At 65.3% G+C, this 22,709-nt stretch carries 24 protein-coding genes; 13 read left to right on the forward strand and 11 right to left on the reverse strand.

Annotated elements, in window-relative coordinates; genetic code table 11:
• The first annotated feature begins 129 nt into the window (after window positions 1-129).
• Window positions 130-1,107 carry an NADPH:quinone reductase gene (locus JQX08_RS18245; RefSeq protein ID WP_205349836.1) on the forward strand — a complete coding sequence of 326 codons (978 nt, stop codon included), beginning with the start codon at window positions 130-132 and terminating at the stop codon, window positions 1,105-1,107.
• 12 nt (window positions 1,108-1,119) lie between these two features.
• Here the strand turns inward: JQX08_RS18245 and tsaC are convergent, their stop codons facing one another.
• The 3 genes from tsaC to JQX08_RS18260 all read right to left on the reverse strand — a co-directional run bounded on the left by tsaC (window position 1,120) and on the right by JQX08_RS18260 (window position 3,906).
• The gene (gene tsaC / locus JQX08_RS18250; RefSeq protein ID WP_205349837.1) at window positions 1,120-1,677 is read right to left on the reverse strand and encodes an L-threonylcarbamoyladenylate synthase type 1 TsaC; all 558 of its coding nucleotides are present in this window, start codon (window positions 1,675-1,677) and stop codon (window positions 1,120-1,122) included.
• A 40-nt stretch (window positions 1,678-1,717) separates the two neighbouring features.
• The gene (gene dprA, locus JQX08_RS18255) at window positions 1,718-2,812 is read right to left on the reverse strand and encodes a DNA-processing protein DprA (RefSeq protein WP_205349838.1); all 1,095 of its coding nucleotides are present in this window, start codon (window positions 2,810-2,812) and stop codon (window positions 1,718-1,720) included.
• Window positions 2,813-2,880: 68 nt separating this feature from the next.
• Window positions 2,881-3,906 carry a LysM peptidoglycan-binding domain-containing protein gene (locus tag JQX08_RS18260; RefSeq protein ID WP_205349839.1) on the reverse strand — a complete coding sequence of 342 codons (1,026 nt, stop codon included), beginning with the start codon at window positions 3,904-3,906 and terminating at the stop codon, window positions 2,881-2,883.
• A gap of 150 nt (window positions 3,907-4,056) precedes the next feature.
• Between JQX08_RS18260 and def the strand changes: the two genes are divergently transcribed.
• The 5 genes from def to JQX08_RS18285 are packed head-to-tail and all read left to right on the forward strand — an operon-like array spanning window position 4,057 to window position 8,592.
• Window positions 4,057-4,563 (forward strand): peptide deformylase, encoded by a 507-nt coding sequence (def, locus tag JQX08_RS18265; RefSeq protein WP_205349840.1) that lies wholly within the window; start codon window positions 4,057-4,059, stop codon window positions 4,561-4,563.
• 53 nt (window positions 4,564-4,616) lie between these two features.
• Window positions 4,617-5,561, forward strand: coding sequence for a methionyl-tRNA formyltransferase (gene fmt / locus JQX08_RS18270; RefSeq protein WP_205349841.1), 945 nt, complete (start codon window positions 4,617-4,619; stop codon window positions 5,559-5,561).
• Window positions 5,558-6,871, forward strand: a complete 1,314-nt coding sequence (rsmB, locus tag JQX08_RS18275) for a 16S rRNA (cytosine(967)-C(5))-methyltransferase RsmB (protein WP_205349842.1) — start codon at window positions 5,558-5,560, stop codon at window positions 6,869-6,871. The genes fmt and rsmB overlap by 4 nt, the downstream gene beginning before the upstream one ends.
• 13 nt (window positions 6,872-6,884) lie before the next feature.
• Complete coding sequence (gene trkA / locus JQX08_RS18280) at window positions 6,885-8,258, forward strand: Trk system potassium transporter TrkA (RefSeq protein WP_205349843.1); 1,374 nt, start codon at window positions 6,885-6,887, stop codon at window positions 8,256-8,258.
• Window positions 8,259-8,268: 10 nt separating this feature from the next.
• Window positions 8,269-8,592, forward strand: coding sequence for a hypothetical protein (locus JQX08_RS18285; RefSeq protein WP_205349844.1), 324 nt, complete (start codon window positions 8,269-8,271; stop codon window positions 8,590-8,592).
• Here the strand turns inward: JQX08_RS18285 and JQX08_RS18290 are convergent, their stop codons facing one another.
• From JQX08_RS18290 to JQX08_RS18300, 3 genes are all read right to left on the reverse strand, one after another.
• Entirely contained in the window at window positions 8,593-8,883 is a 291-nt protein-coding gene (locus JQX08_RS18290; protein WP_205349845.1) for a PilZ domain-containing protein, read from the reverse strand.
• A 103-nt stretch (window positions 8,884-8,986) separates the two neighbouring features.
• Complete coding sequence (locus JQX08_RS18295) at window positions 8,987-9,874, reverse strand: lysophospholipid acyltransferase (protein WP_205349846.1); 888 nt, start codon at window positions 9,872-9,874, stop codon at window positions 8,987-8,989.
• Between the two features lie 66 nt (window positions 9,875-9,940).
• Entirely contained in the window at window positions 9,941-10,492 is a 552-nt protein-coding gene (locus tag JQX08_RS18300) for a DNA-3-methyladenine glycosylase I (RefSeq protein ID WP_205349847.1), read from the reverse strand.
• A gap of 83 nt (window positions 10,493-10,575) precedes the next feature.
• On the opposite strand from JQX08_RS18300, the gene glyQ reads away from it, so the two are divergent.
• The 4 genes from glyQ (at window position 10,576) to JQX08_RS18320 (ending at window position 14,972) form a co-directional block, all read left to right on the forward strand.
• Window positions 10,576-11,523 carry a glycine--tRNA ligase subunit alpha gene (gene glyQ / locus JQX08_RS18305; protein ID WP_205349848.1) on the forward strand — a complete coding sequence of 316 codons (948 nt, stop codon included), beginning with the start codon at window positions 10,576-10,578 and terminating at the stop codon, window positions 11,521-11,523.
• Window positions 11,520-13,574: a glycine--tRNA ligase subunit beta gene (gene glyS / locus JQX08_RS18310; protein WP_205349849.1), complete on the forward strand. Its 2,055-nt coding sequence runs from the start codon at window positions 11,520-11,522 to the stop codon at window positions 13,572-13,574. The genes glyQ and glyS overlap by 4 nt, the downstream gene beginning before the upstream one ends.
• Before the next feature lie 74 nt (window positions 13,575-13,648).
• A complete protein-coding gene (gene gmhB, locus JQX08_RS18315; protein WP_239482222.1) occupies window positions 13,649-14,185 on the forward strand; it encodes a D-glycero-beta-D-manno-heptose 1,7-bisphosphate 7-phosphatase in 537 nt (178 codons plus the stop codon).
• Between the two features lie 7 nt (window positions 14,186-14,192).
• Window positions 14,193-14,972: a lysophospholipid acyltransferase family protein gene (locus JQX08_RS18320; protein WP_205349851.1), complete on the forward strand. Its 780-nt coding sequence runs from the start codon at window positions 14,193-14,195 to the stop codon at window positions 14,970-14,972.
• 7 nt (window positions 14,973-14,979) lie between these two features.
• Here JQX08_RS18320 and JQX08_RS18325 read toward each other — a convergent pair whose 3' ends face one another.
• The 5 genes from JQX08_RS18325 to dnaA all read right to left on the reverse strand — a co-directional run bounded on the left by JQX08_RS18325 (window position 14,980) and on the right by dnaA (window position 21,403).
• Window positions 14,980-15,171 (reverse strand): hypothetical protein, encoded by a 192-nt coding sequence (locus tag JQX08_RS18325; protein ID WP_205349852.1) that lies wholly within the window; start codon window positions 15,169-15,171, stop codon window positions 14,980-14,982.
• Window positions 15,172-15,261: 90 nt separating this feature from the next.
• Complete coding sequence (gene gyrB, locus JQX08_RS18330) at window positions 15,262-17,682, reverse strand: DNA topoisomerase (ATP-hydrolyzing) subunit B (protein WP_205349853.1); 2,421 nt, start codon at window positions 17,680-17,682, stop codon at window positions 15,262-15,264.
• Between the two features lie 4 nt (window positions 17,683-17,686).
• On the reverse strand, window positions 17,687-18,778 hold the full coding sequence (recF, locus tag JQX08_RS18335; RefSeq protein WP_205349854.1) for a DNA replication/repair protein RecF: 1,092 nt from the start codon (window positions 18,776-18,778) through the stop codon (window positions 17,687-17,689).
• Window positions 18,779-18,804: 26 nt separating this feature from the next.
• The gene (dnaN, locus tag JQX08_RS18340) at window positions 18,805-19,908 is read right to left on the reverse strand and encodes a DNA polymerase III subunit beta (RefSeq protein WP_205349855.1); all 1,104 of its coding nucleotides are present in this window, start codon (window positions 19,906-19,908) and stop codon (window positions 18,805-18,807) included.
• 34 nt (window positions 19,909-19,942) lie between these two features.
• Window positions 19,943-21,403: a chromosomal replication initiator protein DnaA gene (gene dnaA, locus JQX08_RS18345; protein WP_205349856.1), complete on the reverse strand. Its 1,461-nt coding sequence runs from the start codon at window positions 21,401-21,403 to the stop codon at window positions 19,943-19,945.
• 514 nt (window positions 21,404-21,917) lie between these two features.
• Here dnaA and rpmH point away from each other — a divergent pair.
• Genes rpmH through yidD form a run of 3 tightly spaced genes read left to right on the forward strand, consistent with a single transcriptional unit; the run spans window position 21,918 to window position 22,708 of the window.
• Window positions 21,918-22,052, forward strand: coding sequence for a 50S ribosomal protein L34 (gene rpmH / locus JQX08_RS18350; protein ID WP_003100258.1), 135 nt, complete (start codon window positions 21,918-21,920; stop codon window positions 22,050-22,052).
• A gap of 16 nt (window positions 22,053-22,068) precedes the next feature.
• On the forward strand, window positions 22,069-22,470 hold the full coding sequence (gene rnpA, locus JQX08_RS18355) for a ribonuclease P protein component (RefSeq protein WP_205349857.1): 402 nt from the start codon (window positions 22,069-22,071) through the stop codon (window positions 22,468-22,470).
• A complete protein-coding gene (gene yidD / locus JQX08_RS18360; RefSeq protein ID WP_205349858.1) occupies window positions 22,463-22,708 on the forward strand; it encodes a membrane protein insertion efficiency factor YidD in 246 nt (81 codons plus the stop codon). The genes rnpA and yidD overlap by 8 nt, the downstream gene beginning before the upstream one ends.
• Window position 22,709: the final 1 nt, after the last annotated feature.

Raw genomic sequence — 22,709 nt, forward strand, 5'->3', positions numbered from 1 at the left:
GACTTCACCTTGCTGGGCAGAACGGCGGTAAAAAGGGAGGCCGCAAGCATACCATCGTCGCCCCCGCGCGAAGCTTGACGGCGGTCAGTGTGGCGGCTTGCATGAAGGCTTTGCAGAAGGAGGCAGAACATGGCCAAGCGTATCCAGTTTTCCCGCCATGGCGGCCCGGAGGTGCTCGAGTACGTCGACTACCAGCCCGCCGCCCCCGGCCCCCACGAAGTGCGCGTGCGCAATCGGGCGATCGGCCTGAACTTCATCGACACCTATTTCCGCAACGGCCTGTACACCCCGCCGGCGCTGCCCTCCAGCCTCGGCACCGAAGGCGCCGGCGAGATCGAGGCGCTCGGCAGTGCGGTGCAGGGTCTGCAGCTTGGCGACCGGGTCGCCTATGCCACCGCGCCGCTCGGCGCCTACAGCGAACTGCACGTGATGCCGGCCACCCAGGTGGTCAAGCTGCCCGACTCGATCGATTTCGAACAGGCCGCCGCGGTGCTGCTCAAGGGCCTCACCGTGCAGTACCTGCTGCGCCAGACCTACGAGGTGCAGCCCGGCGAAACCATCCTCTGGCATGCCGCCGCCGGGGGCGTCGGGCTGATCGCCTGCCAGTGGGCCAAGGCGCTCGGCGTGCAGCTGATCGGCACCGTGTCGTCACCTGAGAAGGCCAAGCTCGCCGAAGCGCATGGCGCCTGGAAGACCATCGACTACAGCCGCGAGGACGTCGCCGCACGGGTGCTCGAGCTGACCGACGGGGCCAAGTGCACGGTGGTCTACGACTCGGTGGGCAAGGACACCTGGACCACCTCGCTGGACTGCGTGGAACCGCGCGGCCTGCTGGTCAGCTTTGGCAACGCCTCGGGGCCGGTCGAGGGGGTCAACCTCGGCGTGCTGGCGCAGAAGGGCTCGCTGTACGTGACCCGGCCGACGCTGTTCGGCTACGCCAACACCCAGGAGCGCCTGCAGGCGATGGCCGACGAGCTGTTCGCCATGCTCGCCGCCGGCAAGCTGCAGGTGGACATCGGCCAGCGCTTCAGCCTGGCCGACGCGGCAAAGGCGCAGACCGCGCTGAGCGCCCGGCAGACCACCGGTTCGACCGTGTTGCTGCCGTGACAAGGGGGCGCCTCAAGCCGGGCGAATCACCTCGCCGCTAACCAGGTCGCGAATCAGGCTGGGGTTGCGCCGCCCGCCGAGGGCACCGCCGAGTACCGCGTCGAGCTGGCCGTGGAAGTACTGCTCGACGCGCAGCCGCGAACGCGCCGCGGGGCGCCCGGACGGGTTGGCCGAGGTCGACACCAGCGGACCGACCAGCGCGCACAGCTCGCGGATCAGCGGGTGGTCGCTGACCCGCAGGGCGACCCGGTTGTGCTCGCCGGTGATCCACGCGGGCAGACGGTTCTGGTGCGGCACCAGCCAGGTGTTCGGCCCCGGCCAGGTGCTGCCAAGACGATCCAGCCAGGCGTCAGGGAAGTCGTCGAGAAGGAAATCGAACTGGCGGATGCTGTCCGCCACCAGGATCAGGCCCTTGTGCAGCGGACGGTCCTTGAGCGCCAGCAGGCGGTGCACCGCGTCCTCGTCCCACGGGTCGCAGCCCACGCCCCAGACCGCCTCGGTCGGATAGGCGATCACCCCGCCCGCCCGCACCACGCGCGCCACCCGCTGTACCTGCCAACTGCTGACCATTCACGCTCTCCTCACGTCGCTGGCGCGCAGTGTACCCAAGCTAGCCGGCGCAGTTCACCCAGCGCCCGCCTTCGCAGATCACCCGACCGGCCAGCTCCAGCTCGGTGAGCGCCACCAGCACCTCGGGCAACGACCAGCCACTGGCCACGGCGAGCGCCTCGCTGCTCGCCGGCGCGGCATGCAGCAGGCGCACCAAAGGATGCGCGCTGACCGCAGGCTCCGGGGTGGCGACGGGCGCGGCACTCTGCTGCCAGCCGCGCAAACCCTCGAGGATGTGCTCGACGCACTCGACCAGCACCGCGCCCTCGCGGATCAGCTGATGGCAGCCGCGCGCCCCGGGATGATGGATCGAGCCGGGCAGGGCGTAGACCTCGCGGCCCTGCTCGGCGGCCAGCCGCGCGGTGATCAGCGAGCCGCTCGACGGGCTGGCCTCGACCACCAGCACGCCGAGCGCCAGGCCGCTGATGATCCGATTGCGGCGCGGAAAGTTGGCGGCCTGCGGTGGGCAGTCGAGCGGCAGCTCGGAGACCAGCGCACCACCGCCGGCGCAGATCGCTGCGGCCAGCGACGCATGGCGCTGCGGGTAGAGCCGCTCGAGCCCGGTGCCGAGCACCGCCACGGTCTTGCCGCCAACGTCCAGCGCGCCGGCATGCGCGGCACCATCGATGCCCAGCGCCAGGCCACTGGTGATCACGAAGCCGCCGCCAGCCAGGCTGCGGGCGAAGGCGCGCGCATTGTCCAACCCAGGCCGCGAGGCACGGCGACTACCGACCATGGCCAGCTGCGGCTGCTCGAGCAGACCTGGATCACCGGCGACGAACAGCAGCGGCGGCGCATCGCTCAGCTCGGCGAGTAGCGCCGGATAGCCGGGGTCGTCCCACATCAGCAGCTGCTGACCCGGTTGTTGCAGCCAGTCCAGCGCCAGCGCGGCGCGCTGCCGGGTGGTGGCGCAGCGTCGCGCCTCGGCGCTGCAGGCCGGTAAGCCGAGCGCGCGCCAGGCACTGGCCGGGGCACTGAGGGCAGAGGAGGCGTCGCCGAATGCGGCGATCAGTTTGCGCAGGCGCCGTGGCCCGAGTTCGGGCAATACGTGCAGGCGCAGCCGGGCTTCCAGCTCGGCGGGGGCGAGGGTCGTCATACGGATCATCCTTGATCGCGGAAAAACAAAACCCCCGCGGCGCGGGGGTTCTGGGTAACGGCTTCAACTCAGGGGTTGCGCACCTTGTCGAGGATCGCCAGCTGGCGGCTGGCACCGAGCACCAGGCCGTAGCTGAGCTTGTCGTAGGTGCGGAACACCATCAGCAGGCCGGCACGCTCGTCGGGGATCTTCACCGCTTCGCCGGTGACCCGGTCGCGCACCGTCTCGCCGGTCTTGTACACCGCCAGCACGTTGCCTTCGGTCAGGCCGTCGCGCTTGCCCTTGTTGATGGTGACCACGTCGAACTGGCCGATCTGCGTCACGCCACGCGGCACGTCGAGGATCAGACCGCGGACCTCGCCGCTCGGCGAGCTGGGCATGAAGGTCGAGTTGATCGCGCGTTCCTCGGTGGGGAACAGGCGGTCGCCGAGGCGCACTTCCTGGGTCGAACGGGTCAGCTCGAGGGTGGCGATGTCGCCTTCCTCGGCGACCACGTCGCCGCTGCCAATGTCGTCGCCGTTGATGCCGAGGAATTCCTCGGTGTCCGGGTCGATGTAGGTGCGGCCCTGGCGGAAGATGCCGTAGGCCGAGGTGCCCGGCTGCAGCAGGCCACGCGCATAGACGCGGTCACCGGCGCCGCTGACCACGCGCTCGGCGTTGCCGGCAACGATGTACGGCTGACCGTCGAAGTCTTCCGGCTTGTCGATGATGCGGTTGCTGAGCAGGAAGCTGTTGATCGCCTGCAGCGGAATGGTCGGGATCGCTTCGGCCATCGGCGTGCTGCGCACTTTCGGCGACAGCTTGATGGTGCCGCGCGACTCGCCGCGGTTGAGCACCAGGCGCGGCTGGCCGTCGACATACACCAGCGACAGCTGGTCGCCCGGGTAGATCAGGTGCGGGTTCTCGATCTGCGGATTGGCGTGCCAGAGTTCCGGCCACTTCCAGGGTTCGCGGAGGAACTTGCCGGAGATATCCCATAAGGTATCGCCCTTGACCACGGTGTACCGGTCCGGGTGCCCCTCCCTCAGTTGCACGTCGGCCTGGGCCACGCCACCAGCGGCGAGGAGTAGCAGGGCGAGTAGTGTTTTCCTCATGCGCGGAATCCCTTTATTATGTGTCTTCTCTGAAGCACCCTAGCACCGCGCTGGAGCCCTTGCGGGACGCGGCCTGAAGCCTTTTTTCATGGCGTTCAGCATATTAGCAGCGGTTTTTGACTTTATTCCACAAGTGCATCACAAACGCATATGGCGATCCTGACTATCCTCGAATTCCCCGATCCGCGCCTGCGCACCATCGCCAAACCGGTGGAGGTGGTGGACGACGCGCTGCGTCAGTTGGTCGACGACATGTTCGAGACCATGTACGACGCGCCGGGCATCGGCCTCGCCGCGACCCAGGTCAACGTGCACAAGCGCGTGGTGGTGATGGACCTGTCCGAGGACAAGAGCGAGCCGCGGGTGTTCATCAACCCCGAGTTCGAAGCACTGACCGAGGACATGGACCAGTACCAGGAAGGCTGCCTGTCGGTGCCCGGCTTCTACGAGAACGTCGACCGCCCGCAGAAGGTGCGGATCAAGGCGCTCGGCCGCGATGGCAAGCCGTTCGAGGAAATCGCCGAAGGCCTGCTCGCCGTGTGCATCCAGCACGAGTGCGATCACCTCAACGGCAAGCTGTTCGTCGACTACCTGTCCAGCCTCAAGCGCGACCGGATCAAGAAGAAGCTGGAAAAGCAGCATCGCCAGCGCGCCTGACGCCCCGATCCAAAGGCTTGCTCCGGCAAGCCTTTTTTCATTTTGGTGAACCCATGACCGAGCCCCTGCGTATCGTCTTCGCCGGCACCCCCGATTTCGCCGCCGAGCACCTCAAAGCCCTGCTCGCCAGTCGGCACCAGATCGTCGCCGTGTACACCCAGCCGGACCGCCCGGCCGGTCGCGGGCAGAAACTGGCGCCGAGCCCGGTCAAGCAACTCGCCGCCGCCCACGACATCCCGGTGCACCAGCCGGCCAGCCTGCGCAATGCCGAGGCACAAGCCGAACTGGCCGCGCTGCAGCCCGACCTGCTGGTGGTGGTCGCCTACGGGCTGATCCTGCCGCAGGTGGTGCTGGACATCCCGCGACTCGGTTGCATCAACAGCCACGCCTCGCTGCTGCCGCGCTGGCGTGGTGCTGCACCGATCCAGCGCGCGGTGGAGGCGGGCGATGCCGAGAGTGGCGTCACCGTGATGCAGATGGAGGCCGGCCTCGACACCGGGCCGATGCTGCTCAAAGTGCACACCCCGATCGCCGCCAGCGACACCGGCGGCAGCCTGCACGACCGTCTCGCCGAACTCGGCCCGCCGGCGGTGCTGCAGGCGATCGACGGCCTGGCCGCCGGCAATCTGGTCGGTGAGGTGCAGGACGATGCCCAGGCCACCTACGCGCACAAGCTCAGCAAGGACGAAGGCCGCCTCGACTGGCAGCTGCCGGCCGCCGAACTGGAGCGGCGCATCCGCGCCTTCAGTCCCTGGCCGGGCACTCACAGCCTGCTCGGCGGCGAGCCCCTCAAGGTGCTTGCCGCGACCCTCGGCGAAGGCAGTGGTCAGCCGGGCCAGATCCTCGCCGCCAGCAAGGACGGCCTGACCGTGGCCTGCGGCGCGGGCAGCCTGCGCCTGACCCGCCTGCAGCTACCGGGCGGCAAGCCGCTGGCCTTCGCCGACCTGTTCAACAGCCGCCGCGAGCAGTTCGCGCCGGGCCTGGTGCTCGGCCAATGAACCCGCGCCTGGCCGCCGCCCGCGCCCTGGCCTCGGTACTCTCCGGCAAGGCCTCGCTGGGCAGCAGCCTGCCGCCGCTGCTGGACAAGGTCGAGCCGCGCGACCGCGGCCTGGCCCAGGACCTGGCGTTCGGCACGGCACGCTGGCAGCCGCGCCTGGCACTGCTTGCCGAGAAGCTGCTGCAGAAGCCGTTCAAGGCCGCCGACCGCGATGTCGAGGCGCTGTTGCTGGTCGGCCTGTACCAGCTGCTGCATACGCGCATCCCGGCCCATGCCGCCATTGGCGAGACGGTGGCCTGCGTCGACAAGCTGAAGAAATCCTCGCTCAAAGGCCTGCTCAACGCCGTGCTGCGCAATGCCCAGCGCGACCATCAGGAACTGTTCGCCGAGCTGGACCGCGACCCGGTGCTGCACACCGCCCACCCGCGCTGGTTGCAGAAGCGCCTCAAGGCCGACTGGCCGGAGCACTGGCAGGCAATCTGCGCCGCCAACAACGTCCATCCGCCGCTGATCCTGCGGGTCAATCGCCGCCACGGCAGCCGCGACGCCTACCTCGCCGAGCTGCAGACCGCCGGCATCGCCGCCACGGCCTGCGCCTACAGCCGCGATGGCGTGGTGCTCGCCGAAGCCTGCGACGTCACCCAATTGCCGGGCTTCGCCGCAGGCCGCCTCAGCGTGCAGGACGAGGCGGCGCAACTGGCCGCCGAGCTGCTCGAACTGGCACCCGGCCAGCGCGTGCTGGACGCCTGCGCGGCACCGGGTGGCAAGACCTGCCACCTGCTCGAAGCCGAGCCGGGTCTGGCCGCAGTGGTCGCCGTCGACCTGGAAGAGAAGCGCCTGGTCCGGGTGCGCGACAACCTCGCGCGCCTCGGCCTCGACGCCACTCTGATCGCCGCCGACGGCCGCGACACCGCCGCCTGGTGGGACGGCACGCCGTTCCAGCGCATCCTCCTCGATGCGCCGTGCTCGGCCACCGGGGTGATTCGTCGCCACCCGGACATCAAGCTGACCCGCCAGGCCGAGGACATCCCGGCGCTGGCCCAGCTGCAGGGCGAACTGCTCGATGCGCTATGGCCGACCCTCGAGGTCGGCGGCGTGCTGCTCTACGCCACCTGTTCGGTGCTGCCTGAGGAAAACTCGGACAACATCGCTGCCTTCCTGGCCCGCACCCCGGGCGCCCGTGAGCTGGACATCGCCGGGCCGTTCGGCGTGAAACAGGCGCACGGCCGCCAGCTGCTACCGCAGGACGGCGGCCACGACGGCTTCTACTATGCCAAGCTGATCAAGATCGCCGCCGGTCCGCGCGGCTGAGGATTCCTTCCGGATGAAGATCATCATTCTCGGCGCCGGCCAGGTCGGCGGGACGCTCGCCGAACACCTGGCCAGCGAGGCCAACGACATCACCGTGGTCGACACCGATGGCGAACGCCTGCGCGACCTCGGCGATCGTCTCGACATCCGCACCGTGCAAGGCCGCGGCTCGTTCCCCACGGTGCTGCGCCAGGCCGGCGCGGACGACGCCGACATGCTGGTGGCGGTGACCAACAGCGACGAGACCAACATGGTCGCCTGCCAGGTCGCCTACACCCTGTTCCACACCCCGACCAAGATCGCCCGGGTCCGCGAGTCGGCCTACCTGACCCGCGCCGGGCTGTTCGACAACGAGGCGATCCCGGTCGACGTGCTGATCAGTCCCGAGCAGGTGGTGACCAACTACATCAAGCGCCTGATCGAGTACCCCGGCGCGCTGCAGGTGATCGACTTCGCCGAGGGCAAGGCCCAGCTGGTGGCGATCAAGGCCTACTACGGCGGCCCGCTGGTCGGCCAGCAGCTGCGCCAGATCCGCCAGCACATGCCCAACGTCGACACCCGGGTGGCGGCGATCTTCCGCCGCGACCGGCCGATCGCGCCGAAGGGCGACACGGTGATCGAGGCCGACGACGAGGTGTTCTTCATCGCCGCCAAGGGCGACATCCGCGCGGTGATGGGCGAGCTGCGGCGTCTCGAGGACAGCTACAAGCGCATCGTCATCGCCGGCGGCGGGCATATCGGCGAACGCCTGGCCGAGGCGATCGAGAGCCGCTACCAGGTGAAGATCATCGAGATGAACCCGGCGCGCTGCCGGCAGCTGTCCGACACCCTGGACAGCACCGTGGTGCTGCAGGGCAGCGCCTCGGACCGCGACCTGCTGATGGAAGAGAATGTCGACGACACCGACCTGTTCCTCGCCCTGACCAACGACGACGAGGCCAACATCATGTCCTCGCTGCTGGCCAAGCGCCTCGGTGCGCGCAAGGTGATGACCATCATCAACAACCCGGCCTACGTCGACCTGGTGCAGGGCGGCAACATCGACATCGCCATCAGCCCGCAGCTGGCGACCATCGGCAGCCTGCTCACCCACGTGCGCCGCGGCGACATCGTCAGCGCCCACTCGCTGCGCCGCGGCGCCGCCGAGGCGATCGAGGTGATCGCGCACGGCGACGCCAAGTCGAGCAAGGTGGTCGGCCGCCGGGTCGAGGACATCGCCCTGCCGCCGGGCACCACCATCGGCGCGGTGATCCGCAACGACGAGGTGCTGATCGCCCACGACGACACCGAAATCCGCTCCGGCGACCAGGTGATCCTGTTCCTCGTCGACAAGAAGTACATCCGCGACGTCGAACGCCTGTTCCAGGTCGGCCTGACCTTCTTCTGAGGAACAACGCATGCTCGACGGACTGGAAAAGCTGCTGGCCAAGGGCGTCGACAACGCCCTGCTGCGCTTCGGCCTCGGCAAGGGCTATCTCGATCAGCAGGACTATCCGCGTGCCGCCGAGCACCTGCGCGCCTGCGTCGGCTTCGATGCCAACTACTCGGCGGCCTGGAAGCTGCTCGGCAAGGCCCTGCAGGCCCAGCACGACCTGGACGGTGCACGCGACGCCTGGCAGCAGGGCATCCGCGCGGCGCAGAGCCACGGCGACAAGCAGGCGGAGAAGGAGATGAATGTGTTCCTGCGCAAACTGGACAAGGCGGCGCCAACGGCGCCCTGATCACTCGGCGGCGTACTGCCGGGCATCCTCGTCCGTGCAGAAGCGCAGGCCGACACCCTCCGCGTCGGCGCGCATCACCTCCATGCTGAGGATCGGCGCATCGAACGGCAGGTCCTGCACCTGCCCGGTGACCCGCGTGCCGAGCGGCAGGGCGAGCAGCTCGGTATGCCGTACGTAGACACCGCCGTCGGACAGGTCGCGGGTCTGCGCGACCAGTTCGCCGAAGCTCGGGTGGCAGATCTTGATGCGGCACTTCATCGGCGTACGCGGATACTGACGCTGGTTGGACATGCATGGCCCCGCTGGCAGGTGGTAGCGGTTTTAATAACCCAAAATGCGCTATTCGCCCAGCATCTAGCAGAAAAAAGGCGCCTTTCGGCGCCTTCTGCGGGGATCAGTACCAGCGCGGCTCGCCGGCCGGGCGCTTCTTGAAGCGCTTCATGGTCCACATGTACTGGCTCGGCCAGGTGCGCACGTAGCGCTCGACCACCTGACTCATGGCCGCCACCGAGGTCTCCGCGTCGCTGCTGTACATGCCTTCCGGCGCGGCCTCGAAGATCACCTTGAAGCCCGAGCCGTCGGCCAGCCGCAGGGCGTGGATGAACACCCCGTTGGCCTTGCCGCCGGCGAGCATGCCGGCGACGAACTTGCTGGTCAGCGCCTGGGTGGCGCAGAACGGCACGAAGAAGCCCGAGCTCTCGCTTGGCTCCGGGTCGGCGGGAATGCCCACCGCGCCGCCCTTGCGCACTTCCTTGATGACGCTGAGGATGCCTTCCTTGGTCGACGGCGCCACACGGTTGCCGAGCTGCACGCGCTGCTTCTGCAGCAGTTCATCGACCGCCTTGAGCTTCGGCGGGCGGTAGAAAATGATCGGCTTGCACAGGCTGCAGTAGTAGTGGTTGAGCACTTCCCAGTTGCCCAGGTGGCTGGTGATACCAACCAGGCCCTTGTCGCTGTCCAGCGCCGCCTGCAGCACGTCGAGGCCTTCCACTTCGCGGATCAGCTCGATCGAGCGCTGCGCCGGCCAGATCCACGCGCAGGCGCTTTCCGTGAAGGTCCGCCCGGTGTCCATCAGGGTGCGCCGCAGCAGGTCGTCGAGCGCAACATGGTCGAGCTCGGGGAAGCACTTGCTGAGGTTGATGCGCGCCACCTCGCGCGAACGGTTGGGCAGCTTCCACATCAGCCAGCCGATCGCCGCGCCGACCGCCTGCACGGCCCGCCAGGGCAGCAGGGCGAACAGCCGCAGGGCCCCGACGATCACCGCGCCTTTGAGCTTATCCACAGGCAACTCCCGAAATTCGCAAAGGCGCGCATTGTAACCGCCGCCCGCCCCGTGGTTGTAGCGCGCTTAGCGGCTCAGTGCGGCGTGCCGATCGCAGTCGAGGGTATGGTCCATGACCATCCCCGCGGCCTGCATGAAGGCGTAGCAGATGGTCGGCCCGACGAAGGTGAAGCCGGCCTTCTTCAGCGCCTTGCTCATCGCCTCGGCCTCGTCGGTGACCGCCGGCACGTCGCCGCGACCGGTGAAACGATTGATCTTCGGCTGGCCGCCAACGAACGACCAGAGCAGCTCGACCGGATCGTCCAGGCGCAGCCAGGCCTGGGCGTTCTGCCGCACCGCCTTGAGCTTGAGGCGGTTGCGGATGATCCCCGAGTCCTGCATCAGTTGCTCGATCTCGGCATCGCTGAGTTGCGCCAGGCGCTGGGGATCGAAGCCGTGCAGCACCTCGCGGTAGCGCGCACGCTTCTTCAGCACGGTGAACCACGACAATCCGGCCTGCGCGCCTTCCAGCTGCAGCAGTTCGAACAGCTGCCGCGCATCGCGCAGCGGCACCCCCCATTCCTCGTCGTGGTAGGCCATGTACAGCGGATCGTCAGAACACCAGAAGCAGCGTGGCATAAGCCTTCCCGGGCAGTGGAGGGGGCGACTATTGGGGTATACTCCCGCCCTTTCTGTCGCAGCCTCAGAACAGGTGAATTTTCGTGAGCCAGCCTACGCCTGCCGTGCGCACCTTCCAAGATTTGATCCTCGCCCTGCAGCAATACTGGGCGCAGCAAGGCTGCGTGATCCTGCAGCCGTACGATATGGAAATGGGCGCCGGCACCTTCCACACCGCCACCTTCCTGCGCGCCATCGGCCCGGAGAACTGGAACGCCGCCTACGTGCAGCCGAGCCGGCGCCCGGCGGATGGTCGCTATGGCGAGAACCCCAACCGCCTGCAGCACTACTACCAGTTCCAGGTGGTGTTCAAACCCAACCCGGAAAACATCCAGGAGCTGTACCTCGGCTCGCTGAAGGCGATCGGCATCGACCCGCTGGTGCATGACATCCGCTTCGTCGAGGACAACTGGGAATCGCCGACCCTCGGCGCCTGGGGCCTGGGCTGGGAAGTCTGGCTGAACGGCATGGAAGTCACCCAGTTCACCTACTTCCAGCAGGTCGGCGGCCTCGAGTGCTACCCGGTGACCGGCGAGATCACCTACGGCCTGGAGCGCCTGGCCATGTACCTGCAGGGCGTCGACTCGGTCTACGATTTGGTCTGGACCCACGGCCCGTTCGGCCCGGTGACCTACGGCGACGTGTTCCACCAGAACGAGGTCGAGCAGTCGACCTACAACTTCGAGCACGCCAACGTGCCGAAGCTGTTCGAGCTGTTCGATTTCTACGAGTCGGAAGCCAACCGCCTGATCGAGCTGGAGCTGCCGCTGCCGACCTACGAGATGGTCCTCAAGGCCTCGCACACCTTCAACCTGCTCGACGCCCGCCGCGCCATCTCGGTGACCGAGCGTCAGCGTTACATCCTGCGCGTGCGCACCCTGGCCCGCGCCGTGGCGCAGAGTTACCTGAACGCGCGCGCCAAGCTCGGCTTCCCGATGGCCAGCCCCGAACTGCGTGACGAAGTACTGGCCAAGCTGGAGGCTGCAGAATGAGTGCACAAGATTTCCTCGTCGAACTGGGTACCGAAGAGCTGCCGCCGAAGGCCCTGAAAAGCCTCGCCGGCGCCTTCCTGGCCGGCATCGAGAAGGGCCTCAAGGCCGCCGGCCTGAGCTACGCCGGCGCCCAGGTATACGCCGCACCGCGGCGCCTGGCGGTGCTGGTCGAGCAGCTGGCAACCCAGCAGCCGGACCGCAGCGTCAACCTCGACGGCCCGCCACTGCAGGCCGCGTTCGGCGCCGATGGCCAACCGACCCAGGCCGCGCTCGGCTTTGCCAAGAAGTGTGGCGTCGAGCTGGCGCAGATCGATCAGTCCGGGCCGAAGCTGCGCTTTTCGCAGAACATCCCCGGCCAGCCGGCCGCCGGCCTGCTGCCGGGCATCGTCGAAACCTCGCTGAACGAGCTGCCGATTCCCAAGCGCATGCGCTGGGCGGCGCGCCGCGAAGAGTTCGTGCGCCCGACCCAGTGGCTGGTGATGCTGTTCGGCGACGAGGTGGTGGACTGCACCATCCTCGCCCAGCGCGCCGGGCGCGAGTCGCGCGGTCACCGCTTCCACAACCCGGATCAGGTGCGCATCTCCAAGCCGAGCACCTACCTGGAAGACCTGCGCAGTGCCCACGTGCTGGCCGACTTCGCCGAGCGTCGCGCGCTGATCGAGCAACGCGTCGCTGCGCTGGCCGCCGAACAGCAGGGCAGTGCGATCGTCCCGGCCGAGCTGCTCGACGAAGTCACCGCGCTGGTCGAGTGGCCGGTGCCGCTGGTCTGCAGCTTCGAGGAACGCTTCCTTGCCGTGCCGCAGGAAGCGCTGATCTCCACCATGCAGGACAACCAGAAGTACTTCTGCCTGCTCGACGCCGACGGCAAGCTGCTACCGCGCTTCATCACCGTGGCCAACCTGGTCAGCAAGGACCCAGCGCAGATCGTCGCCGGCAACGAGAAGGTCGTGCGCCCGCGCCTGACCGACGCCGAGTTCTTCTTCAAGCAGGACCAGAAGCAGCCGCTGGAAAGCTTCAACCAGCGTCTCGCCAACGTGGTGTTCCAGGCCCAGCTCGGTTCGGTCTACGACAAGGCGCTGCGCGTCTCGATGCTCGCCGCGTTCATCGCCGAGCGCATCGGCGGTGACGGCCAGCGTGCCGCGCGGGCCGGTCTGCTGTCGAAGTGCGACCTAGCCACCGAGATGGTCGGCGAGTTCCCGGAGATGCAGGGCATCGCCGGCTACTACTACGCACTCAAGGGTGGTGAGGCCAACGATGTCGCCCTGGCGCTGACCGAGCAGTACATGCCGCGCGGTGCCGGCGCCGAGCTGCCGAGCACCCTCACCGGTGCCGCGGTGGCGGTGGCCGACAAGCTCGACACCCTAGTCGGAATCTTCGGCATCGGCATGCTGCCAACCGGCAGCAAGGACCCCTACGCCCTGCGCCGTGCCGCTCTAGGCGTGCTGCGCATCCTCATCGAGAAGCAGCTCGACCTCGACCTGACGGAAACCGTGGCCTTCGCCATCCAGCAGTTCGGCGGCAAGGTCAAGGCCGACGGGCTGGCCAGCCAGGTGCTCGACTTCATCTTCGACCGCCTGCGGGCGCGTTACGAAGACGAAGGCGTGGAAGTCGCCAGCTACCAGGCAGTGCGTGCGGTCAGCCCGGCGTCGCCGCTGGACTTCGACCAGCGTGTGCAGGCCGTGCAGGCGTTCCGCAAGCTGCCGGAAGCCGAAGCCCTGGCCGCCGCCAACAAGCGCGTGTCCAACCTGCTGAGCAAGGCCGAGGGCGGCGTCGCCGCCACGGTCGAGGCGCACTTCTTCGAGACGCCCAACGAGTTCTCGCTGAATGCGGCGATCCAGCAGGCCGACCAGGCCGTGCAACCGCTGGCCGAGGCACGCCACTACAGCGAGGCGCTGGCGCGCCTGGCCGCGCTGCGCGAGCCGGTCGACAGCTTCTTCGAGGCGGTGCTGGTCAACGCCGAGAATCCGCAGGTACGCGCCAATCGCTACGCCTTGCTGGCCAAGCTGCGCGGCCTGTTCCTCGGCGTCGCCGACATCTCGCTGCTCGGCTGATCGCTCCGCGCCGCGCTCGCCCTCTGGCGAGCGCGGTGAGAGCGAGATAACGCCGCAGTACCTTTCGAGTGGCTATGAAACTACTGATCCTCGACCGCGACGGAGTCATCAACCAGGACTCCGACGCCTATATCAAATCCGTCGCCGAATGGATCCCGATTCCGGGCGCCATCGAGGCGATCGCCCGCCTGTCGCAGGCCGGCTGGACAGTGGCGGTGGCCACCAACCAGTCCGGTCTCGCGCGTGGCTATTATGATGTGGCGACCCTCGAGGCCATGCACAGCCGCCTGCGTCAGCTGGTGGCGGAGCAGGGCGGTGAGCTCGGCCTGATCGTCTACTGCCCGCACGGACCGGACGATGGCTGCGCCTGCCGCAAGCCGAAACCCGGCATGTTGCAGCAGATCGCCGCGCATTATCAGGTCAGTCTGGAGGGCATCTGGTTCGTCGGTGACAGCAGCGGTGACCTTGAAGCCGCGCGGGCCGTCGATAGTCAGCCCGTGTTGGTAAAGACCGGCAAGGGCGAACGCACCCTGGGCAAACCGTTACCGCCTGGGGTTTTGATTTTCGATGATCTGGCGGCCGTCGCCGATCAGTTGGTTAACGAGGCGTAGAACCGCAATGTCGACAGTGCAGGCCATCAGAACCCTCTTCTTTTACCTGCTGCTGTCGCTGAGCGCGCTGGTCTGGTGCCTGATCGGCATGCTCTGCCTGCCCGTGCTGGGCAACTTCCGCACCCGCTATCGCTTCATCGTGCAGACCTGGTGCCGCTTTGCGGTCGGCCTGGCCAAGGTGATGGTCGGCCTGCGCTACGAAGTGAAGGGCGCCGAGAACATCCCCGCGCAACCCTGCGTGATTCTTGCCAAGCACCAGAGCACCTGGGAAACCTTCTTCCTCTCCGGCTACTTCGAGCCGCTAAGCCAGGTGCTCAAGCGCGAACTGCTCTATGTGCCGTTCTTCGGCTGGGCGATTGCCCTGCTCAAGCCGATCGCCATCGACCGCGACAACCCCAAGGCCGCCCTCAAGCAGGTGGCGCAGAAGGGTCATCTGCGCCTGCAGCAGGGCTGCTGGGTACTGATCTTCCCGGAGGGCACGCGGATTCCGGTCGGCGAGATCGGCAAGTTCTCGCGCAGTGGCGCAGCGCTGGCGGTGAACGCCAACCTGCCGGTGCTGCCGATCGCGCACAATGCCGGGGTGTTCTGGCCGAAGCAGGGCTGGGCCAAGTACCCAGGCACCATCCAGGTGGTGATCGGCCCGGTGCTGCACGCCGAAGGCGAGGGCCCACGGGCGATTGCCAACCTCAACGATCGTGCCTTCGCCTGGGTCGAACAGGCCCAGCGCGAACTGGACGCGCAAGCCACGCGGCAGACCTGCAGCGAACAGGTCACTGCTGACGTCTGAGGCGCTCCTAGCGCTTCAGATAGGGTGACTCCAGCTCGTTGAAACAACGCACGATGCGCTCCGCGGCCACCTCGGGAAAGGCCTGCTGGTTCTGCACCACCAGCACCGCCGCCTTGACCCGCCCGGAGCGAATCTGCCGCTGCATGTAGGCGCGAATCGCCTCGTCGCTGACCGGCTCCGGCGGCTGTTCCTGATCCATCTCTTGGCTCTCCACACGACTGACACGCCACTATAGCGCCCATAAAAAACCCCGACACGAGGTCGGGGTCTGTGCAGCGGACGTGCAACCTCAGAAGTCGAGGTTGGACACCGCCAGGGCGTTGCTCTCGATAAACGCCCGGCGCGGTTCGACCTCGTCACCCATCAGGGTGTTGAAGATCTGGTCGGCGGCGATGGCATCCTCGATGGTGACCTTGAGCATACGGCGCGCTTCCGGGTCCATGGTGGTTTCCCACAGCTGCTCGGGGTTCATCTCGCCGAGACCTTTGTAGCGCTGGATACTGTGGCGCTTGGTGCTTTCCACCAGCAGCCAGTCGAGCGCTTCCTTGAAGCTGACAACCGCCTTCTTGCGCTCGCCACGTTTCACGTAGGCGCTGTCTTCCAGCAGGTTGTTCAGCCGCTCGCCGATTGCGGTAACGGCGCGATAGTCGTTGCTGGCAAAGAAGTCGCGGTTGAAGGTGATGTAGCTGGACACGCCGTGGGCGGTCTGCTCGACCTCCGGCAGCCACAGGTGGCGCTCGGTGTCTTCGCGCAGGCTGACCTTGAAGGCCAGGCCGGACTTCTCGGTGGTTTTCAGACGCTCGCCGAAGCGCGCCAGCCAATCCTGCATGGCGCTCTGGCTGGACAGGTCGTCCAGCGAGACTTTGGGCAGGTGCAGGAAGTGCTCGGTCATCTCCAGCGGGTACAGCCGTGACAGGCGCTTGAGCGTCTTCATCACCGCACGGTACTCGTTGACCAGCGCTTCCAGCGCTTCACCAGCGATGCCCGGCGCAGATTCGTTGACGTGCAGGCTGGCCTCTTCCAGGGCCGACTGGGTCATGTACTCATCCATGGCCTCGTCGTCCTTGATGTACTGCTCCTGCTTGCCCTTCTTCACCTTGTACAACGGTGGCTGGGCGATATACACGTAGCCGCGTTCGATCAGTTCCGGCAGCTGACGGAAGAAGAAGGTCAGCAGCAGGGTGCGGATGTGCGAGCCGTCGACGTCGGCGTCGGTCATGATGATGATGTTGTGATAACGCAGCTTGTCGATATTGTATTCCTCACGCCCGATACCGCAGCCGAGCGCGGTGATCAGGGTGCCGACTTCCTGCGAGGACAACATCTTGTCGAAGCGAGCCTTCTCCACGTTGAGGATCTTGCCCTTCAACGGCAGGATCGCCTGGGTCTTGCGGTTGCGGCCCTGCTTGGCAGAACCGCCCGCGGAGTCACCCTCCACCAGGTACAGTTCGGACAGCGCCGGGTCTTTTTCCTGGCAGTCGGCCAGCTTGCCGGGCAAGCCAGCGATGTCCAGCGCGCCTTTGCGACGGGTCATCTCACGCGCCTTGCGCGCGGCTTCACGGGCCCGCGCTGCGTCGATCATCTTGCCGACCACCGCCTTGGCTTCGTTGGGGTTCTCCAGCAGGTAGTCGCCGAAGAACTTGCCCATTTCCTGTTCCACCGCAGTTTTCACTTCGGACGAAACCAGCTTGTCCTTGGTCTGCGAGCTGAACTTGGGATCCGGCACCTTCACCGAGATGATCGCGGTGAGGCCTTCCCGCGCATCGTCACCGGTGGTGGCGATCTTGAACTTCTTCGCCAGGCCTTCCTGCTCGATGTAGTTGTTCAGGTGGCGGGTGAGGGCCGAGCGGAAACCGGCCAGGTGGGTACCGCCGTCGCGCTGCGGAATGTTGTTGGTGAAGCAAAGGATGTTCTCGTTGAAGCTGTCGTTCCACTGCAACGCCACTTCGACGCCGACCCCATCCTCTTCACGTTGCATGTTGAAGTGGAAGATCTGGTTGACCGCGGTCTTGTTGGTGTTCAGATACTCGACGAACGCGCGCAGGCCGCCCTCGTACTTGAACACCTCTTCCTTGCCACTGCGCTCGTCCTTGAGGACGATGCCGACCCCGGAGTTGAGGAACGATAGTTCGCGCAGGCGCTTGGCCAGGATGTCCCAGCTGAAATGGATGTTCTGGAAGGTGGCTTCCGACGGTTTAAAGTGAATTGCCGTGCCAGTACCCTCGGTGTCGCCGACCGGTGCCAGCGGTGCCTGCGGCACGCCGTGAACATAGACCTGCTCCCACACCTTGCCGTTGCGGCGAATGGTCAGGATCAACTCCTTGGACAGCGCGTTGACCACCGACACGCCCACGCCGTGCAGACCGCCGGAGACCTTGTAACTGTTGTCGTCGAACTTACCGCCGGCGTGCAGGACGGTCATGATCACTTCCGCCGCCGAGACACCTTCTTCCTTGTGGATGTCCACCGGAATGCCGCGACCGTTGTCGCGCACGGTGATGGACTCGTCCGGGTGGATGGTGATGCTGATCTCGCTGCAATGGCCGGCAAGCGCTTCGTCGATCGAGTTGTCGACCACCTCGAACACCATGTGATGCAGGCCGGTGCCGTCATCGGTGTCACCGATGTACATGCCCGGGCGCTTGCGTACGGCATCCAGCCCTTTCAGCACCTTGATGCTGGAGGAGTCGTACGTGTTGTTCTCGCTCATGCCTTCACTCCCATGGTGTGATTCGGCCTTGTTCCACGTGGAACAGGGCAACCGGCGTGTCCGCGCGCCAGCCATTACATAACAATTCGTGTTCCACACAGGTGATGAACACCTGGCAGTCCAGTTCGTCCAACAGGCGGCACAATGCACGCCGATGCTGTTCATCCAGCTCTGATGGCAGATCGTCCACCAGATAAATACATTGCCCGCGCTTGGCCTGCCCCATGAGATGACCTTGAGCAATTCGCAGTGCGCACACCACCAGCTTCTGCTGGCCTCGCGAGAGAATATCCGCGGCATTGTGTGCGCCGGCGCGCAAACGCAGATCGGCACGCTGGGGGCCCGCCTGGGTGTGCCCCAACTGCTGATCGCGCAACAGCGATCCGGCAAGCACCGCACTGAGCTCGCGATCCTTGTCCCAGCCGCGGTAGTAACTCAGGGTCAGCCCATCGAGTTCGACCAATTCGCGCAGGACCTTCTCGAACACCGGTTTCAGCGCCTGGATGTAGGCCCGCCGATAGCCGTCAATCTCATCGCTGGCGAGGCTCAACTCACGGTCCCAGGCCGCTTGCGACGGGCCGTCCAGTGTACCATGGCGCAGCCAGGAGTTACGCTGCCGCAGGGCCTTCTGCAGGCGCTGCCAGGCACCGAGAAAACGCGGTTCCACGTGGAACACTCCCCAATCAAGAAACTGCCGACGAATCTTCGGCGCACCCTCGAGCAAGCGGAAACTGTCCGGATTGATCAGCTGCAGCGGCAGCACTTCGGCCAACTGCGCGGCGCTGCGCGCATTCTGCCCGTCGATGCGAATGCTGAAATCGCCCTGGCGGTCGCGCGACACGCCCAGATTGCACAACCCGCCATCTGCGTGTGCGACTTGGGCGAACACCGTGCAGGCGGCCTGCTCGTACTGAATGACTGGCTGCAAGCGCTGACTGCGAAACGAACGCGCCAAACCGAGTAGATAGATCGCCTCCAGCAGGCTGGTTTTACCGCTGCCGTTGGCGCCATACAGAATATTGATGCGGGGGGAGGGGGAGAGGGTCACCGCCTGCAGATTGCGCACTGCGGTGACCGTTACACGACTGAGCGACATGTAAGGTGGTGATTACCCAGGCGGCCTTACAGCCGCATCGGCATGACCACGTAAGCTGACTCGTCGTTGTCCGCTTCCTGAAGCAGCGCACTGCTGTTTGAATCGGACATCACCAGGCGGACTTGCTCGGTGCCCATCACGCCCAACACGTCGAGCAGGTAGCTGACGTTGAAACCGATCTCCAACGAAGCGCCGTTGTAGTCGACCGCCACTTCCTCTTCGGCTTCTTCCTGCTCGGGGTTATTGGCCTGGATTTTCAGCAGACCGGACGCTAAGTGCAGGCGAATGCCGCGGTACTTTTCGTTGGACAGAATGGCGGTGCGGCTGAATGCTTCGCGCAGCGCCTGGCGATCTCCGACCACGAGCTTGTCGCCGCCACGCGGCAGCACGCGCTCGTAATCCGGGAACTTGCCGTCGACCAGTTTCGAGGTAAAGGTGAACTCACCGGTGGTGGCGCGCACATGATGCTGGCCGAGGACGATATTGACCGTGCCATCCTGGTCGGTGAGCAGGCGGGCCAGCTCGAGGATACCTTTGCGCGGCACAATCACCTGGTGGCGCTCGGTCTGCTCGATACCGGCTTCCATGGCGCACATCGCCAGACGGTGCCCGTCGGTGGCGACGGCGCGCAACAGGCCGGTTTGCACTTCCAGCAACATGCCGTTCAGGTAATAGCGCACATCCTGCTGGGCCATGGCGAAACTGGTGCGCTCAATCAGGCGTCGCAGCTTGCTCTGCGCCATGCTGAAATTCAGCGAGCCAGGGCCTTCCTCAACGCTGGGGAAATCATTGGCCGGCAGAGTCGACAGAGTGAAGCGGCTGCGCCCGGCCTTGACGGTGAGTTTCTGCTCATCGAGCTTGATGTCGATCAGCACGTCGTTCGGCAGGCTCTTGCAGATATCCATCAGCTTGCGCGCCGGTACGGTGATCTCGCCTGGCTCGGCGGGCTCTTCCAAAGTGACACGGCCAACCAGTTCGACTTCCAGGTCAGTGCCGGTCAGCGACAGCTGCTGCCCCTCGACCACCAGCAGAACGTTGGAAAGAACCGGCAAGGTCTGGCGGCGTTCGACGACGCCAGCGACCAGTTGCAGGGGTTTCAACAGAGCTTCGCGTTGAATGGTGAAATGCATGGTCTAGTCCCTTGCCTCGTGGGCTGCGTTGGAATCAGGTAGTCAGAGTGCGCAGCAGATTCTTGTAGTCCTCGCGGATATCCGCGTCGGATTCCCTAAGTTCAGCAATCTTACGACAAGCGTGCAATACCGTGGTGTGATCGCGACCGCCGAAGGCATCGCCGATCTCCGGCAGGCTGTGGTTGGTGAGTTCCTTGGACAACGCCATGGCCACCTGGCGCGGCCGTGCCACCGAGCGCGAACGCCGCTTGGAGAGCAGGTCGGCAATCTTGATCTTGTAGTACTCGGCGACCGTCCGTTGGATATTGTCGACGCTGACCAGCTTGTCCTGCAGCGCCAACAAGTCCTTGAGCGACTCGCGGATCAGCTCGATGGTGATATCGCGGCCCATGAAGTGCGAGTGGGCTATGACCCGCTTCAATGCCCCTTCCAGTTCACGCACGTTGGAGCGGATGCGCTGGGCGATGAAGAACGCGGCGTCATGCGGCAGGTCGATCTTCGCCTGCTCGGCCTTCTTCATCAGGATCGCCACGCGGGTTTCCAGCTCCGGCGGTTCGACCGCCACCGTCAGCCCCCAGCCGAAGCGCGACTTCAGGCGCTCCTCGAGACCCTCGATCTCCTTCGGGTAACGATCGCTGGTCAGGATGACCTGCTGACCACCTTCGAGCAGCGCATTGAAGGTGTGAAAGAATTCTTCCTGCGAGCGTTCCTTCTTGGCGAAGAACTGGATGTCGTCGATCAGCAGGGCGTCTACCGACCGGTAGAAGCGCTTGAACTCGTTGATCGCGTTGAGCTGCAAGGCCTTGACCATGTCGGCGACGAATCGCTCGGAATGGAGGTAGACCACCTTGGCATTCGGGTTCTTCTTCAGCAGGTGGTTACCCACCGCGTGCATCAAGTGAGTTTTCCCCAGACCGACGCCACCATAAAGGAACAACGGGTTGTAGCCGTGCTTGGGATTATCGGCGACCTGCCAGGCCGCCGCGCGGGCCAGCTGGTTGGATTTACCTTCGACGAAGTTCTCGAAGGTGAAGGTGCGGTTCAGGTAACTGGTGTGCTTCAGCGCGCCGTCGACCTGCACCGTGCGCTCGGTACGCACCGCCGGGGCGACCGGGGGGCTGACTGCGGCCATTGGGTCGTGGCTGACATGCCCGGCTTCGATGGCCAGGCTATCGACTTCCTGGCGGCTCACTACCGAAGGAGCCGGAGCTGGCGCCACCGGCGCAGGACTGCGCACCGCCGCTGCGCTGCGCTTGCTACCTATTAATAAGGACAGTGCCGGCGCCAGACCCTGGCTGCGCTCACTGAGGAGCTCGAGCAAGCGACCCAGGTACTTCTCGTTGACCCAGTCGAGCACGAAGCGATTCGGCGCATAGACGCGCAGCTCGCCGCTGGCCAGTTCGACCTGCAAGGGGCGAATCCAGGTGTTGAATTGTTGAGCCGGGAGTTCATCGCGAAGAAGCTCGATGCACTGCTGCCATAGTTCCACGGACAAGATATCCCCCGAATCGGCTGCGCCGCTGAAAAGCAAGCTCGCATTGTAGCGGCCAGCCCCCCAGTTATCCACATGAAGATTTCCCAGAGACCAAGGAAAATCAAAGTGTTAATTCCACCTAAGCAGCGAAATCGGCGCTGTCAGAACCATGTGGATAACCGCGCTTGAGCCCCTAGGAAAAGCCTGGGGACAAGCAGCGGATACGAACCACTGTGGACAAAAGCCGCTTTCATCCCCAGCCTGCGCGCAGGATACCGACACCTTCGGCACCGCTTATCGACAACCTTTCCGCACACTGAACGGCAGTCCACGTCGGCCCTGCAGCAAGTTTTCCACAGAAAGCGGCCGCCCTAAGCATTACAAGCACTACAGAAAAGCTTTAATACATTCTCTTCTTTATTTAATTACTCGAAGGGCTGGTTGGAAATTGACCTGACCTCCAGCTTTCTCTAGAATTGCCGGTCTCTTAAAACGGGGGCCATTCCGGCCCGCATCGCTCACCAGGTAACACGTCATGAAACGTACTTTCCAACCCAGCACTCTCAAGCGCGCTCGTGTTCACGGTTTCCGTGCTCGCATGGCCACCAAGAACGGCCGCCAAGTCCTGTCGCGTCGTCGCGCCAAAGGCCGTAAGCGTCTGACTGTCTGATCAGTCAGTCCCGGTGGTGAGTCAAGACTTCGGTCGGGAAAAGCGCCTGCTGACTCCTCGACACTTCAAAACGGTCTTCGACTCCCCCAGCGCCAAGGTTCCCGGCAAGAACGTCCTGCTTCTCGCCCGCCAGAACGATCAGGGCCATCCCCGCTTGGGGTTGGTCATCGGCAAGAAGAGCGTCAAGCTCTCAGTCGAGCGCAATCGCCTCAAACGTGTCATCCGCAATTCGTTCCGTCTGCATCAGCTCGAGCTGAACGGCTGGGACATTGTCGTGGTGGCGCGCAAGGGTATTGGCGACCAGGAAAATGCCGAGCTGGCACATCAGTTCGGCAAGCTCTGGAAGCGCCTCGCGCGTAACAAGCCCACAACGGAATCGCCGCCTCAGGCCGCTACAGGCAACGATCAGCATGCGTAAACTGGCGCTCATCCCGATCCAGTTCTACCGCTACGCCATCAGTCCCCTGATGGCCAGTCACTGTCGTTTCTATCCCAGCTGTTCCTGTTATGCCTATGAAGCCGTCGACCAGCATGGTCTGCTGCGCGGCAGCTGGCTGACCCTGCGCCGACTCGGTCGTTGCCACCCCTGGAATCCCGGGGGCTTTGATCCCGTACCTCCCGTTAGCCCTTCCCGCCCTTCTTCGATGGCCGAGTAAT

The sequence above is a fragment of the Zestomonas insulae genome (assembly GCF_016901015.1).
GTDB classification, from domain to species: Bacteria; Pseudomonadota; Gammaproteobacteria; order Pseudomonadales; family Pseudomonadaceae; genus Aquipseudomonas; species Aquipseudomonas insulae.

Bases quoted from the DNA above. Each gene is read 5' to 3' on its own strand.
- trkA (WP_205349843.1), top strand. From the start codon at position 6,885: ATGAAGATCATCATTCTCGGCGCCGGCCAGGTCGGCGGGACGCTCGCC.
- JQX08_RS18290 (WP_205349845.1), bottom strand. From the start codon at position 8,883: ATGTCCAACCAGCGTCAGTATCCGCGTACGCCGATGAAGTGCCGCATC.
- JQX08_RS18245 (WP_205349836.1), top strand. From the start codon at position 130: ATGGCCAAGCGTATCCAGTTTTCCCGCCATGGCGGCCCGGAGGTGCTC.
- JQX08_RS18285 (WP_205349844.1), top strand. From the start codon at position 8,269: ATGCTCGACGGACTGGAAAAGCTGCTGGCCAAGGGCGTCGACAACGCC.
- JQX08_RS18260 (WP_205349839.1), bottom strand. From the start codon at position 3,906: ATGAGGAAAACACTACTCGCCCTGCTACTCCTCGCCGCTGGTGGCGTG.
- def (WP_205349840.1), top strand. From the start codon at position 4,057: ATGGCGATCCTGACTATCCTCGAATTCCCCGATCCGCGCCTGCGCACC.
- JQX08_RS18325 (WP_205349852.1), bottom strand. From the start codon at position 15,171: ATGGATCAGGAACAGCCGCCGGAGCCGGTCAGCGACGAGGCGATTCGC.
- dprA (WP_205349838.1), bottom strand. From the start codon at position 2,812: ATGACGACCCTCGCCCCCGCCGAGCTGGAAGCCCGGCTGCGCCTGCAC.
- rpmH (WP_003100258.1), top strand. From the start codon at position 21,918: ATGAAACGTACTTTCCAACCCAGCACTCTCAAGCGCGCTCGTGTTCAC.
- gmhB (WP_239482222.1), top strand. From the start codon at position 13,649: ATGAAACTACTGATCCTCGACCGCGACGGAGTCATCAACCAGGACTCC.
- recF (WP_205349854.1), bottom strand. From the start codon at position 18,778: ATGTCGCTCAGTCGTGTAACGGTCACCGCAGTGCGCAATCTGCAGGCG.
- glyS (WP_205349849.1), top strand. From the start codon at position 11,520: ATGAGTGCACAAGATTTCCTCGTCGAACTGGGTACCGAAGAGCTGCCG.
- JQX08_RS18300 (WP_205349847.1), bottom strand. From the start codon at position 10,492: ATGCCACGCTGCTTCTGGTGTTCTGACGATCCGCTGTACATGGCCTAC.
- gyrB (WP_205349853.1), bottom strand. From the start codon at position 17,682: ATGAGCGAGAACAACACGTACGACTCCTCCAGCATCAAGGTGCTGAAA.
- tsaC (WP_205349837.1), bottom strand. From the start codon at position 1,677: ATGGTCAGCAGTTGGCAGGTACAGCGGGTGGCGCGCGTGGTGCGGGCG.
- dnaN (WP_205349855.1), bottom strand. From the start codon at position 19,908: ATGCATTTCACCATTCAACGCGAAGCTCTGTTGAAACCCCTGCAACTG.
- rsmB (WP_205349842.1), top strand. From the start codon at position 5,558: ATGAACCCGCGCCTGGCCGCCGCCCGCGCCCTGGCCTCGGTACTCTCC.
- fmt (WP_205349841.1), top strand. From the start codon at position 4,617: ATGACCGAGCCCCTGCGTATCGTCTTCGCCGGCACCCCCGATTTCGCC.
- yidD (WP_205349858.1), top strand. From the start codon at position 22,463: ATGCGTAAACTGGCGCTCATCCCGATCCAGTTCTACCGCTACGCCATC.
- JQX08_RS18320 (WP_205349851.1), top strand. From the start codon at position 14,193: ATGTCGACAGTGCAGGCCATCAGAACCCTCTTCTTTTACCTGCTGCTG.